Genomic DNA, 13,434 nt, shown 5'->3' on the forward strand with positions numbered 1-13,434 from the left:
CCCCTTCGCGAGCAAGCCCGCTCTCACTTTTGATATTTGTCGCATGGTCACTGAAGAACAAGTGTGGGAGCGGGCTTGCTCGCGAAGAACGATAAAGCGAAATCCTATAAAACCGCGTCCTCAGTCTTCCTTGCGAACCGTGGCCACGTCCTTGGCATTGACTTTAATCTTCGTACCGGAAATATCCTCAAATTCATAGAACCCATCCTTGGTCTTGGTTTTCGGCATGTCCTTGGTCAAATACTGGGTGCCGTTCTGCAGGGTTACCACCGTGGGCGTCGAGCAACCGGCCAGCACCAACAACGCCGCTGCGGCCAGCGGCAAAACCAGGGTTTTGATGTTCATGTCCACCTCTCACAATGCTGAAAAAAACCTCTATGCCGGTTGGTGCCATCGATTGGCAGAAAGTTCGATGCACGCCCGAAAATGACCGAATAACTCCGCCGCTTATCTTTTTCCATTTGCACGGCACGGCGAGTAGCTGTTATCTGTACGCATAACCAGTACTCGCTTGCCATGGCGCTTTTCCTTGTGACTGCAAATCCCCTCGACGACCCGTTCTATTACCTCAACAACTTCATGCAAGTGCTTGACTGGCTTGAACATCGTTATGCCGACCTATTAAGCGTAGAGGAACAAGCGTTCATCCGTGATTTCAGCCAGCTTCCCAAGGAGTCGAGGGCGCTGCTGGTCAGGATGGTGATGCGCAAGGGCGTGCATTTCAGGGCCGGCAAACTGAGTTATGCCGAAATTGGTGACATCGTTAGCGCGGCCGAACCGTTGCTGGCGGCAGGCTGGATCACTGATCTTTCACCCTTGCACATCGAGGAGCTGTTTGACGTGCTGCTCAAGGCCGAGATTGTTGACTGCCTTGGCGATGCAATTGATCAGCCGAAAGGCAAGAAAAGCGATTGGTTGCCGCTGCTGAGCGAACAATTTCCCGAGCCACAAAGCTTTACCCAATGGTGCCCGGTATTGAATGACCGGCTGTTGACCCTGACCATCATGGACCTGTGTGACCGTTTTCGACTGATGTTCTTCGGCAACCTCTATCAGGACTGGTCCGAGTTTGTGCTGGCCGACCTCGGCATTTTTACCTATGAAAAAGTCGAATTCAGCGCCGAGTCCCGAGGCTTGCGTAGCCGTGAGGACGTGGACGCGTGCCTGTTCCTCTATCGATGCCAACAGCGTTTCGAAGCGGGCGACCCGTTGGCGTCTATCGTCGAGCAGATCAAAGGTCTGACACTCGGCAATACGTGGCTGCAGCGTCGTCGTGGCAAGTTGCTGTTCCAGATCGGTCAGCACTGCGAGCGTATCGCCGATTTTTCCAGCGCGCTGACGATTTACCGCGAATGCGCCTATCCCGGCGCACGGGTGCGGTTGATTCGTGTACTGGAGCGTTGCGGTGAGTACCAGCTCGCCCTGGACCTTGCCGTCGATGCGCAGCAATTGCCCGAAAGTGCCACCGAGCATCAGCACTTATTGCGTGTGCTGCCCAGGCTGAGGCGCAAACTCGGCGGTCCGGCGCTCAAGCGAGCCGCCCCCCGACCCATGCAGCGCCTGGACCTCCAATTGCCCAGAACCGATCTGGCACTGTCGGTGGAATATTACGTACAGGCGCATCTGGAAGAAGAACAGGCGCCCGTGCATTACGTCGAGAACAGCCTGATCAACTCGCTGTTCGGGCTGTTGTGCTGGCCGGCCATTTTCGCGCCACTGCCGGGGGCGTTCTTTCACCCGTTCCAGCGTGGGCCGGTCGACCTGTTGCATGACGACTTTTGCGCGCGCCGTGCCGAGCTGTTCGAGGCATGCATGGCCGAACTCGATGACGGTCGTTACCCGCAGACGATTCGAGAGCGTTATGCCGCCAAGTGGGGCGTGCAGTCACCGTTCGTGTTTTGGGGTGTACTGAACGATTCGTTGCTGGATCAGGCGCTCGATTGTCTGCCGGCGGAACACCTCAAGCACTGGTTTAACCGATTGTTGCTGGACATCAAGGCCAACCGCGCCGGCATGCCGGACCTGATCCAGTTCTGGCCGCAGGAAAAAACCTACCGCATGATCGAAGTCAAAGGCCCCGGCGACCGCCTGCAGGACAACCAATTGCGCTGGCTGGAGTTCTGTCATGAGCATCAAATGCCCATCGCCGTCTGTTATGTGCAATGGGCGGAGCAGGCCACTTGAGCTACAGCATTGCGGTACGGGCACTGTGTGAATTTACCGCCAAGGTCGGCGACCTGGACCTGCGTTTCACCCCCTCACCGACGGCGCTGGAAGGTATGGTCGGGCACCGCACGGTCGCTTCCCGGCGCAATGATGGTTATCAAAGTGAAGTGGCCCTGGAAGGCGAGTACAAAACGTTACGGGTAAAGGGCAGGGCGGATGGTTATGACCCCGCGCAAAACTGCCTGGAAGAAGTCAAAACCTATCGCGGCGACCTAAGCAAACAACCGGCCAACCACCGACAGCTGCACTGGGCGCAGGCGAAGATCTATGGCTGGTTGATGTGTCGCAAGCTGGACTTGGCGCAGATCAACCTGGCGCTGGTGTATTTCGACATCGTCAGTGAAAAGGAAACCTGTCTGGTCGAGGCGTTCAGTGCGGCACAACTGCAGCCGTTCTTTGAACACCATTGCACGTTGTTTCTGCACTGGGCCGAGCAGGAAATGGCCCACCGTGACGCGCGCAATCAGGCGGCGCAGCAACTGGCGTTCCCCTATGCGGGGTTTCGTGCGGGCCAGCGTCATCTGGCCGAATCAGTGTTCAAGGCTGTCAGTACGGGGCGCTGCCTGATGGCGCAGGCGCCGACCGGTATCGGCAAAACCGTGGGCACGCTGTTCCCGATGATCAAGGCGCTGGCGCCGCAGAAACTCGACAAGGTGTTCTTTCTCACCGCCAAGACGCCGGGGCGAAAGCTCGCATTGGATGCGGCGCAGGTGATCGTGCAAAGCGCCGATGCGCCGCCGCTTCGGGTGTTGGAGATGATCGCCCGGGACAAAGCCTGCGAGCATCCGGACAAAGCCTGTCACGGCGACTCCTGCCCGTTGGCACGGGGATTCTATGATCGCTTGCCTGCCGCTCGACAGGCCGCCAGTAAACTGAGCCTGTTGAATCAGGCGACCTTGCGCGAGGTAGCAATTGCGCATGAAATTTGCCCCTATTACCTGAGTCAGGAAATGGCCCGGTGGGCCGATGTGGTGGTCGCGGACTACAACTATTACTTCGATTTCAGTGCGCTGCTGTTCGGGCTCGCCCAAGCCAATAACTGGACCGTCGCTGTGCTGGTCGACGAAGCCCACAATCTGGTGGAGCGCGGCCGGCAGATGTACAGCGCCAGTCTCGACCAGTCGACTTTCAACGGCGTGCGCAAAAACGGCCCTGAAGCACTGAAAAAATCCTTGCAGCGGGTCAATCGGGAATGGAATGCCTTGCATAATCAGCAACCCAGTGCGTACCAGGCGTACGACAGGGCGCCGGAAAAACTGCTCCAGGCTTTGTCCTCGTGCTGCGCGAGTATCGGTGATTATCTGAACGATCATCCGCAGGGGCTGGACAGTGCGCTGCAAAGTTTCTATTTCGAGATGCTGCAATTCTGTCGGGTCGCCGAACTCTTTGATGAACAGTTCCTGTTCGACATCAGCAAGCGCGACTTGGATCGCCAACGCCCGCTGTCGCAGCTGTGCTTGCGCAACGTAGTGCCGGCAGGTTTCATCCGCCCACGGCTGACCGCTGCGCGCAGCACCGTGCTGTTTTCGGCGACGCTGAGCCCGCGGCATTACTACGCCGACCTGCTGGGCACGCCTGCGAACACGGTGTGGATCGACGTGGAATCACCGTTTCACGCCGACCAGTTACAGGTGCACATCGTCAGCCAGATTTCGACACGCTTCGTCCACCGGCAGGCGTCGCTCGTCCCCATCGTCGAGCTGATCGCACGGCAATTCGCGGAGCGACCCGGTAACTATCTGGCGTTTTTCAGCAGCTTCGATTATTTGCAGCAAGTGGCGCAGTTACTGGCCGAGCGTCACCCCCACATTACGCTGTGGTCGCAGTCCCGCGGAATGGGCGAAGCCCAGCGCCAGGACTTTCTCGACCAGTTCACCGCACACAGCCAGGGCGTCGGCTTTGCGGTGTTGGGCGGCGCATTTGGTGAGGGTATCGATTTGCCGGGCGCACGGTTAATCGGCGCGTTCATCGCCACACTGGGCCTGGCGCAACTCAACCCGATCAACGAACAGATTAAACACCGCATGGCCGCCATTTTCGGTGCCGGTTATGACTACACCTACCTGTTTCCAGGCGTACAAAAAGTGGTGCAGGCTGCTGGACGGGTGATCCGCACCCAGCAGGATCAGGGGATGGTGATGCTCATCGATGACCGGTTTGGCGAGAGCAAGGTCAAACAGCTGTTCCCACGCTGGTGGTCGATTGAACCGCCGCATTTTCGCGGTATCGAGTAGGAATATTCCCTTTAAAAAACAGCGACATATCTTGAAAGACACGCCGATTTAAACAAACGCCGAATCAGCGCTTTATTCAAAGGGCAGGCAATCATTTCCAAGCGATTCTTTCATAAGGAAATCAAGGTATGTCAGTAACACCGCAATACGTTTACTCCCCGGATCAGGTCACTGCCGTCTTCAATGAAATCAAAGCGACGTTGTTCCGCGGCATCACTGCCCAGGCGACACAGATCACGGTGTATGAACGCGGCCTCGGCGGGTTGAAAGAGCGGGTGTCGCGCTTTATACCAAAGACGCGACCGAGGTAACCCCTCCAACGGCACCGACCGCGTGCAGCACCTATGCCGACATCATCAATAACCACGTCTACACCAAGAGGGAGCGTGAAGAGATGCTGAAGGAATGCCACCTGGCACTATTCAAAACCCAGGCACACGCCACACTGGTGCCTGACTTCGTCTACAACGACTTGCATGCCTGCATCGTCAAATACGTGTCCCGATAAGTCGTACCCATTCGGCGGCAAAGCGATGACAGTCTCCCGGCCAGCGAGCGGTCAACAACTGGCCATCGCTCACGACAAAACCTCGTTGTGGCTGGTCCGCCGAATCACGTACGGCGAGAAAGGGGCCCCGCAGGAAATCGGCGGGGCTGGAAAGGGCGGCAGTGACTTGCGCCTCGACCGTCTGCGGGTAAGTTCGGTAATAACGCCCAAGCCAGGGCGCGGTCATTGCCCAGGCAGGCAGCTCCATGGAGTTAGCCACCAACGCGGTGACCTTGCGACCCCGTAGTACAGAACATTCGGTATCGGGGTCGAGGGTGCGGGCCAGCAGCAACACACCGTGACACACTGCGGCCACCGGTTTGTCTGCCTTAAAGAAATGCAAGGCAATCCGCTGTGCCTCTGCAGATTCCAGCAAGCTGCGCATGCCCTTGGCGTGGCCGCCGGGGATCAAGCACCCGTCGAACTTGCTCGGGTCCACAGCGTCATAGGACAGCGGTTGACGAAATGATGCGTCTTCGGTCATTTGCCTGTAGCGGGCAAGGTCGGGCTTGCGTGTCATCAGTAACGGGTTGAGCGGACCAAAGCCAATCTCCACCAGGCGCGAATCGGCGTAGGCCGGCAACCCCTGCGGGGTGGCAAAGCTCACTTCGATCCCGGCACTGCGCATCGCTTGCCAAGGCACGCTGCTTTCGGTCGGGTCGTAGTCGGAGATCGGCAACAGCATCAGAATCATGGGGGCGCCCTACATCAGCCTCAAAGGGCATTTGGCGTCGAGCATAGGTGGTTTGAGGCGTGCATTCCACTGAACCGAGGTGATGCAGCTTTCCAAACCTACGGTTTGCCGCATACTCCATAAAAACAGTCGTTACGGGTGTGATCGATGAGTGATGTGCCATCCAAAACCAAGTCCATCGAGGAGATGCGCTTTCGCCTGCTGATTGACGCTGTGGTGGACTACGCGATCTACATGATCGATCCCGACGGCATCATCACCAGCTGGAACTCGGGTGCCCGGCGTTTCAAAGGCTACGAGGAAGCGGAGATTCTCGGCCAACACTTTTCGCGGTTCTATACAGACGAAGACCGACGTGCCGGTTTGCCCCAACGGGCGCTGGACACGGCCATCAATGAAGGCCGTTTCGAAGGCGAAGGCTGGCGGGTGCGCAAGGACGGTACGCACTTCTGGTCGCACGTGGTGATTGACCCGATTATCGACCCTGCCGGCAAGTTGTTGGGGTTCGCCAAGATCACCCGGGATCTCACCGACCGTAAGATGGCTGAGGAAACCCTCAAGCAAAGCGAGCAGCAATTCAGGTTGTTGGTGCAAAGCGTCACGGACTACGCCATCTACATGCTGGCCCCCGATGGGTGCCTGACCAACTGGAATCAAGGCGCCCAGCGCATCAAGGGCTACCGTCCCGAAGAAGTGATCGGTAAACACTTTTCGATTTTCTACACTCCCGAAGACCGAGAAGCCGGTGAACCGCAACGGGCATTGGAAACGGCTACCCGAGAAGGGCGATTCGAAAACAAGGCTTGGCGCGTGCGCAAGGACGGTACACGATTTTACGCTCACGTCGTGGTGGACCCGATCTGGGGCGAGACCGGCACCCTGTTTGGTTTTGCCAAGATCACTCGCGATATCACCGAGGCGACCCTGGCCCAGCAAGACCTTGAGCGAACCCGCGAGGCGCTGTTCCAGGCGCAGAAAATGCAAGCCATCGGCCAGCTGAGCGGCGGGATCGCCCACGACTTCAACAACCTGTTAACGGTGATCCTGGGCAACCTCGAAATCGTGCGCAAACGCGTCGCGGATGATCCGAAAGTCATGCGCCTGATCGACAATGCCACTCAGGGTGCCTTGCGCGGTGTCTCGTTGACCCAACGCATGCTGGCGTTCGCCCGACGTCAGGAACTCAAGTCCGAATCCGTTGACATCCCTGCTTTGGTTGAGGGCATCAGCGGCCTGTTGCGCAGTTCCCTGGGGCCAGCGGTCCAACTCGACACTTGCTTTTCGCCAGGGCTGGTGCCGGTCATGGCGGACAATAATCAGCTCGAACTGGCTGTGCTCAACCTTGCGACCAATGCCCGCGATGCCATGCCCCATGGCGGCAAAATCACGATAAGCGCCCAAACAGAAGATGTTCACGAACATTCAGCGTTGTCCCTGGCGCCGGGCCAATATGTTTGCATGAGCATCACCGATACCGGTGAGGGCATGGATGCGGGCACCCTGGCCTCAGCCATGGACCCGTTCTTTACCACCAAAGGCGTCGGAAAGGGTACCGGACTGGGGTTGTCGATGGTTCATGGCTTTATCGAACAACTGGGCGGGCGATTCATCCTCAAGAGCCAGTCAGGCAGTGGCACCAGGGCCGAATTGTGGCTACCCGTCGCCACGACGGCGTCAGTAATCACCAGAGATGTCGACGACGAGGCAGTGCCCCCCGAGTACAGACTGTCGGTCCTGGTCGTGGACGACGACAGTCTGGTGCTGACGAGCACCGGCCTGTTGCTCGAAGACCTCGGCCACCGGGTAATCAGTTCGACTTCCGGCGCACAAGCGTTGGAGCTTTTCGCCAGCACGCCAGATATCGATCTGGTCATTACCGACATGGCCATGCCGCAGATGAATGGCGCACAACTGGCGCATGCCATCCGGGTCATGAGACCTGAGGTGCCAATCGTCCTTGCCACCGGTTATGCGGAGCGTCTGGAAGGCTTTGCGCTCGAACTGCCACGCTTGTCCAAACCGTTCACCCAGCTGAACCTGGTGGAAATCATCGCCCTGGCCATGAAGTGACAGGCATTTGTAGCAGCGGGTGCAACGTTCGCCAGCTGCTACAAAGTGCGTTGTGGCTAGGATCAAGCAGCGAGATTGCGATCGCTCAGTTCTTTTTTGTACTTCGCCTTCAGCGTTTCCATCTGCGCGCCCAGTTCTTCCAGAGTCGCTTTGCCCAGCAGTTTATTCGCCTGCGGGAACATCTCCGTTTCTTCCTCTTCGATGTGGTGCTCCAGCAGTTCTTTGACCACTTTGACTCGACCTGCAAATTCGGGAGTGGAAGGGTCGGTGACTTTCAAGTCGGGTAGCACCAGTGAGTCTACGGTGCGGTGTTCTTCCTTGGCTTCGTAATACATCACGTCCTGGTCCTTGCCACCGGCCTTTTTAAAAGCCGGATACAGGACTTCTTCCTCAAGTCGCGTATGAATGCTGATTTCCATCTCCAGCTTGGCCAGCAACTCCGTGCGCTTTTTAACACCGCGCTCAGTGGATTCGCTCAATTGGCTCAGGATGCCTTTTACACGTTCATGGTCAGCTTTCAACAGATCGATAGCGTTCATGGTCAAGTCTCTCAAGTCGTCACGGGGATGAGCGCGCACGGTCTCAATGGCCGATAGTCGCTTGACTGGATTTAGCAGGAGTCGTGCCGACTTTTGACGGGTATCAACCTCTTTAAAAATCAGACAGTTAAGCCAATTGATGGCTAACTGCGCTCGTGCAGGCTGCATGAGTCCGGTGTTTGCCTCATGCAGTTCGCGGTGTAGCTTGAGCGACCAGGCAAACACCTCATTTCAGGGGCAAAAAAAGGCCCGGCAGTTGCCGGGCTTCTTTTTCACGCTCAGGCTCGGTATTCGAGCTGCTCGCGCAGATGATGGGAGTGGCTGACGGACAGTGGAATCGGCGGAAAATCCTCGTTGAGCAAACGCAGATGCTCAATCGCTTCTTGAAATTTCAAATCCGCTTTGCGACGCAGCGCTTGATAGCGATCAAACAGCTCCACATCCAGATCGCTGCCGTCGAGCATTTCGAAAGCACAACGGCTCAGGTCCTGGGCCTCTTCGAACATCTGACGGTTACGTTCCAAGGCGAATGCCCGGCAAGCTTTGATTTCATCAGGGGAGGAACATTCGATCATGACCGGCACCTTTATTTATTTTCCCGGGGTTCCTTTTAATAGGCGTCGTTGCCACAGTGGAACCGAACCTGTCGGATCCTGCGATGTACAAACATGGCGGGATTAAATGATGTGACTGCCGGGAGAAAGAGGGATTTCAATTTTTCGCAGTGAAAAATTCGATAAATCAGCTCGCAAAAATTTAGAAAAAAATCAAATAATTTGTTTTTTATGCCGCTCGTACCGGGCAAGGGTGGGCTGGGTGGTCATGCCATGAATCAGGATGCTCAACGCGACCACCGATAGCGTCAGGTCGGTACACAGTGCTGCCACTGACTGCCCGAGCCCGTGGTTGAGCGCGTAAAACAGGTAATAGAGACTGCCGATGCCGCGTATGCCGAACCAACCGATCAATGCCCGCTGACGCCAGTCCAGCAAACGGCCCCATGGCATAACGGCGACACTTAGCGGTCGGATCAGGCAAAACAGCACGCCGCCGATGGGCAGGGCTCGCCAATCCCAATGAGCGACCAGCACTACGCCCAACAGGGTCACCAGAAACACCTCCATCGCCCGCTCTACGAGGCTGCCGAAGGCGAGCATGTCACTCATCATGATGCCCGCCGCGACTTGCCCGCCGTCCAGATGGTCGGTGTTGCCACGCATGGCATGTTGCGGTTCGACGTTCTGGTGACCCACCACGGGCTGGACCAGGTGCTCGGCGGGCTCTTGCGATTCGCCTGTAGTGCTGACCTCGGCCTGACGCAAACCCAGGCCGGCGGCGAACACCGAGAGAAATCCATAGGCATGCATGGATTCGGCCCCGACATAGGCCAGGGCGATCAGGGCGAGGGCAAGATAATCATTCGGCGACAACGTACTGTCATCGTTCTGGATCCGCAGCGACAACGCCACACGCCCGATGCCGCGTCCCATCCAATAACCCGTTAGCAATCCGGCGGGAACGGCCCAGAGCAGACTTTTCAGCGCCCAGTGGCCCAGCCAACCGGGATCGCCCTCGTGTTGCAGCAGGAGCAATCCGAGAATCACGAACGGAAACGCAATGCCATCGTTAAGACCGGCTTCGCCCGACAGACCGAAACGCACACTGTCGTCATCCCGCGCATCGTTGACCTGCACAAGGGCGGCCAACACCGGGTCGGTTGGCGCCAGAATCGAGCCGATCAAAACAGAGGCGCCCCACGACACGCCGAAGCCGTAGTGCAACAGCAGACAGACACCACCAATGGTCAAGACCATGACCGGCCCGGCCAGCCCGAAAGCGATTCGCCAGGTCTTGTCCTTGAGCGGCAGGCGCAACTTCAGGCCGCAGACAAACAACGAAAAGAGCACCGCGACTTCCGTCAGGTGCTCCATCCAGTCAGCCGCGTCATTGGCGTTCACCTTCAACAAACCCAGCGCGCCGGGCCCGATGGCCGCGCCGAGCACCAGGCACACCGCCGACGTGGTCACCGGCATCCAGCGCAGGTACGAGGATGTCAGCGCCAGCGTCAACAGCACGGCCCCCAGCACCGCCACCCATAGAATGAAGCTCATGTCTTAACTCGCCGGGCAGGAGGTGCGTCGCAGACGCTGATGCAATTAACCAACTGTAGCGCGCAGGTATTCAGGCGACAGCAGGTTGAACCACACCAGAATCATTTCCACCAGAATAGTCACTAAAACCAGCAAACCCACGCCCCACACGCTGGCGGCGTATAGCAGGCCTTGTTCCTTGCGCTCGTGCATGAAGGTCGGCAAGCCGACAAACAACAAGAACGTCGAGTAGATCGACGCAGCGCCGAGCACAAGAATCGCGAGCCAACGACTCGGGTACAACCCGGCGAGGCCCGCCAGGAAAAACGGTGTCACGGTATACGCGGCAAACCCGATGCATTGATTTAGGGTAGGGCGGGCGTCAAACGTACGTGACATCCAGCGAATGAAACCGCCCATCACCACGACACCGGCGACAATGGTCACGTACAGCAACACGCAGAGTTGCATGGCGCTGGCACTGCTGAGCTTGACCGTTTCGTTCTCGGCCAGGCTCCAGCCGACGTACGTGGTCCCGATAAACAGGCACACGGCGGGGATCAACGCGAGCAGCAGTAAATGAGCGAGGTAATGGCGCGGGTGCGTTTCTTCTTCGCGACGGATATCGGTCCACGCGAAGTTAGGTTGGGTGAAGAGTTTCACGATAGGTGCAGACATGACGATCTCCTCAGCGACCCATAACCGGGGGCTTATTGCTATTGAGGGGGCGTATTTGCCATGGGTTCATTTTTTCGGGTGGAACCCGCCCTGTGACAGCAGCCAAACGCGGCTCAAGCCTTCGGCAGCTGCCACAGGTCAGGGTTCACAGGATCGGCTTACCGCCGGTGATGCCATAGCGTTGACCGGTGATATAACTGGCCTCGTCCGATGCCAGCAACACATAAATCGGCGCCACTTCCACCGGTTGCCCCGGCCGCCCCAGCGGCGTCTGCGAACCAAAATTTTGCACTTCGTCTTCCGGCATTGTCGAAACAATCAACGGCGTCCAGATCGGCCCCGGCGCCACGCTGTTCACCCGAATGTTCTTCGGCCCGAGCATCTGCGCCAGTCCACCGGTGAAGTTGGCAATAGCGCCCTTGGTGGTGGCGTAAGCGAGGAGCGTCGGCTTGGGCAGGTCCGAGTTCACCGAGCTGGTGTTGATAATCGAACTCCCCGGTTTCATATGCTTGAGTGCGGCTTTGCTGATCCTGAACATAGCGGTGATGTTCACATCGAAGGTCATCACCCATTCTTCGTCTGTGATGTCCTCAACGTTGTCGTGACTCATCTGGAACGCGGCGTTATTCACCAGAATGTCGATGCGCCCGAATCGCTCGATGGTCTTGTCCACCAAGGCCTGGCAGTGGTCTTTTTGCGCGATATCGCCAGGCAGCAGCAGGGTTTGGCGACCGGCCTGTTCAACCCAATGGGCGGTTTCCTGCGCGTCTTCGTGTTCATTCAGGTAGGCAATGGCGACATCCGCACCTTCGCGAGCGAAGGCAATGGCCACCGCGCGGCCGATGCCGCTGTCGGCGCCGGTGATCAAGGCGATCTTGCCCTGCAGACGGCCTGAGCCTTTATAGGAGTGCTCACCGCAGTCGGGGACGGGGTCCATTCTTCGCTGCGAACCGGGGACGGGTTGAGCTTGCTTTGAGAAAGGGGGTTTTGGATAGTCGGTCATCTTCAATCTCCGGGTTCAAGTCAATCGGGTCAAAGGGTTGACCCTGGCATTTTGGCTTGAGTTCGGTTGGATTTCAGCGTGCCGACGACTTACTGAAGTACACATACATCCTTTGTAGGAGCGAGCAAGCTCGCTCCTACAGGGGGAGGTGGTGATGTTGAGAGAAAATCAGGCCTTGCGATTACCCAAGCTGCGCTCCATCCGCGCAATACCTTCTTCAAGCAACGCGCGTGGGCAGCCGAAGTTAAGGCGGACGAATTGCCCGGCGTCATCGCCGAAATCCAGGCCTGGGCTCAAACCGACTTTGGCTTCTTCCAGGAAAAATTGCTGCGGGTTGTCCAGTCCCAGCGCCGAGCAATCGAGCCACGCCAGGTAGGTGCTTTGCGGCACGTTCATGGTGACACCCGGCAGGCGGGTGCGAACGGCGTCGACGAGGTAATCGCGGTTGTTTTGCAGGTAGGTACTCAGTTCAGCCAGCCATGGCCCGGCTTCGCTGTAGGCGACGCGGGTGGCTTCCAGGCCCAGCGGGTTGACGCTGTCGACCATGCCGCAACGGGCGTGGTTGACTTTCTCGCGCAGGACGCGGTCCTGAATGATCATGAACGAGGTCTTCAGGCCGGCGATGTTGTAGGCCTTGCTCGCCGACATCAGCGTGATCGTGCGCCGGGCAATGTCCGGGCTCAGTGTCGCCATCGGAATGTGCTTACGCCCGTCGAAGCACAGTTCGGCGTGGATCTCGTCCGAGATGATCCAGGCACCCTGTTCCAGGCAGATGTCGGCAATCGCTTGCAGTTCTTCGCGCGGGAAGGCTTTGCCCAGCGGGTTGTGCGGATTGCTCAGCAGCAACGCGCCGCCTCCTTGCAGCGACTGGCTGAGGGTGGCGAGCGGCGTGGTATAGGTGCCGTCGGCTTGCTCATCGAAATTGAGCTCGACCTTAGTGAGGCCCCAATGACCCGGTGCGTGACGCAGCGGCGGATAGTTGGGCACTTGCACCACGACATTCTGTTGCGGTTGAACCATCGCTTTCAGGGCCATGTTGAAACCCGACTCTACCCCCGGCAGAAAGATCAGTTCCTGCGGCTCGACGCGCCAGGCGTATTTGTTCCAGAGGTCAGCGACAATGGCGTCGCGCAGGTCATCCGGGGCCACGCTGTAGCCGACCATCGGGTGTTCCAGGCGTTTTTGCAGGGCGCGGATAATCATTGGAGGCGCGGCGAAATCCATGTCGGCCACCCACATCGGCAGCACGTCGGCCGGGTAGCGGCTCCATTTGGTGCTACCGGTGTTATGGCGGTCGAACACCTGATCAAAATCGAAAGTCATGCGCGGTCTCGTCACAGCGGTTAGGTAATG

Annotated in this window: 12 protein-coding genes; 4 read left to right on the forward strand and 8 right to left on the reverse strand. The window is 57.9% G+C overall.

The annotated features are described in order from the left end of the window. Positions 1-120: 120 nt before the first annotated feature. Positions 121-345 carry a YgdI/YgdR family lipoprotein gene (locus NL116_RS15130; RefSeq protein WP_494377890.1) on the reverse strand — a complete coding sequence of 75 codons (225 nt, stop codon included), beginning with the start codon at positions 343-345 and terminating at the stop codon, positions 121-123. A gap of 171 nt (positions 346-516) precedes the next feature. Between NL116_RS15130 and NL116_RS15135 the strand changes: the two genes are divergently transcribed. The 3 genes from NL116_RS15135 to NL116_RS15145 all read left to right on the forward strand — a co-directional run bounded on the left by NL116_RS15135 (position 517) and on the right by NL116_RS15145 (position 4,771). Further along, positions 517-2,184 carry a VRR-NUC domain-containing protein gene (locus tag NL116_RS15135; protein WP_494377891.1) on the forward strand — a complete coding sequence of 556 codons (1,668 nt, stop codon included), beginning with the start codon at positions 517-519 and terminating at the stop codon, positions 2,182-2,184. Beyond that, positions 2,181-4,460 carry an ATP-dependent DNA helicase gene (locus tag NL116_RS15140; RefSeq protein WP_494377892.1) on the forward strand — a complete coding sequence of 760 codons (2,280 nt, stop codon included), beginning with the start codon at positions 2,181-2,183 and terminating at the stop codon, positions 4,458-4,460. The genes NL116_RS15135 and NL116_RS15140 overlap by 4 nt, the downstream gene beginning before the upstream one ends. Before the next feature lie 128 nt (positions 4,461-4,588). Continuing rightward, positions 4,589-4,771, forward strand: coding sequence for a hypothetical protein (locus tag NL116_RS15145; RefSeq protein WP_494377893.1), 183 nt, complete (start codon positions 4,589-4,591; stop codon positions 4,769-4,771). Between the two features lie 177 nt (positions 4,772-4,948). Here the strand turns inward: NL116_RS15145 and NL116_RS15150 are convergent, their stop codons facing one another. Further along, a complete protein-coding gene (locus NL116_RS15150; RefSeq protein ID WP_494377894.1) occupies positions 4,949-5,701 on the reverse strand; it encodes a DJ-1/PfpI family protein in 753 nt (250 codons plus the stop codon). A 147-nt stretch (positions 5,702-5,848) separates the two neighbouring features. On the opposite strand from NL116_RS15150, the gene NL116_RS15155 reads away from it, so the two are divergent. Continuing rightward, positions 5,849-7,771 carry a hybrid sensor histidine kinase/response regulator gene (locus NL116_RS15155; protein ID WP_494377895.1) on the forward strand — a complete coding sequence of 641 codons (1,923 nt, stop codon included), beginning with the start codon at positions 5,849-5,851 and terminating at the stop codon, positions 7,769-7,771. Between the two features lie 62 nt (positions 7,772-7,833). Here the strand turns inward: NL116_RS15155 and NL116_RS15160 are convergent, their stop codons facing one another. From NL116_RS15160 to NL116_RS15185, 6 genes are all read right to left on the reverse strand, one after another. After that, on the reverse strand, positions 7,834-8,310 hold the full coding sequence (locus NL116_RS15160) for a PA2171 family ribosome-binding persister protein (protein ID WP_494378063.1): 477 nt from the start codon (positions 8,308-8,310) through the stop codon (positions 7,834-7,836). A gap of 278 nt (positions 8,311-8,588) precedes the next feature. Further along, positions 8,589-8,885, reverse strand: a complete 297-nt coding sequence (locus NL116_RS15165; RefSeq protein WP_494377896.1) for a hypothetical protein — start codon at positions 8,883-8,885, stop codon at positions 8,589-8,591. A gap of 192 nt (positions 8,886-9,077) precedes the next feature. Next, entirely contained in the window at positions 9,078-10,421 is a 1,344-nt protein-coding gene (locus tag NL116_RS15170; RefSeq protein ID WP_494377897.1) for a cation:proton antiporter, read from the reverse strand. 45 nt (positions 10,422-10,466) lie between these two features. Further along, the gene (locus NL116_RS15175) at positions 10,467-11,078 is read right to left on the reverse strand and encodes a Yip1 family protein (RefSeq protein ID WP_494377898.1); all 612 of its coding nucleotides are present in this window, start codon (positions 11,076-11,078) and stop codon (positions 10,467-10,469) included. A gap of 145 nt (positions 11,079-11,223) precedes the next feature. Next, the gene (locus NL116_RS15180) at positions 11,224-12,081 is read right to left on the reverse strand and encodes an SDR family oxidoreductase (RefSeq protein ID WP_494377899.1); all 858 of its coding nucleotides are present in this window, start codon (positions 12,079-12,081) and stop codon (positions 11,224-11,226) included. A 168-nt stretch (positions 12,082-12,249) separates the two neighbouring features. Then, positions 12,250-13,404 (reverse strand): MalY/PatB family protein, encoded by a 1,155-nt coding sequence (locus NL116_RS15185; RefSeq protein ID WP_494377900.1) that lies wholly within the window; start codon positions 13,402-13,404, stop codon positions 12,250-12,252. Positions 13,405-13,434 lie beyond the last annotated feature (30 nt).

The organism is Pseudomonas sp. FBCC-B1667 (genome assembly GCF_059133255.1).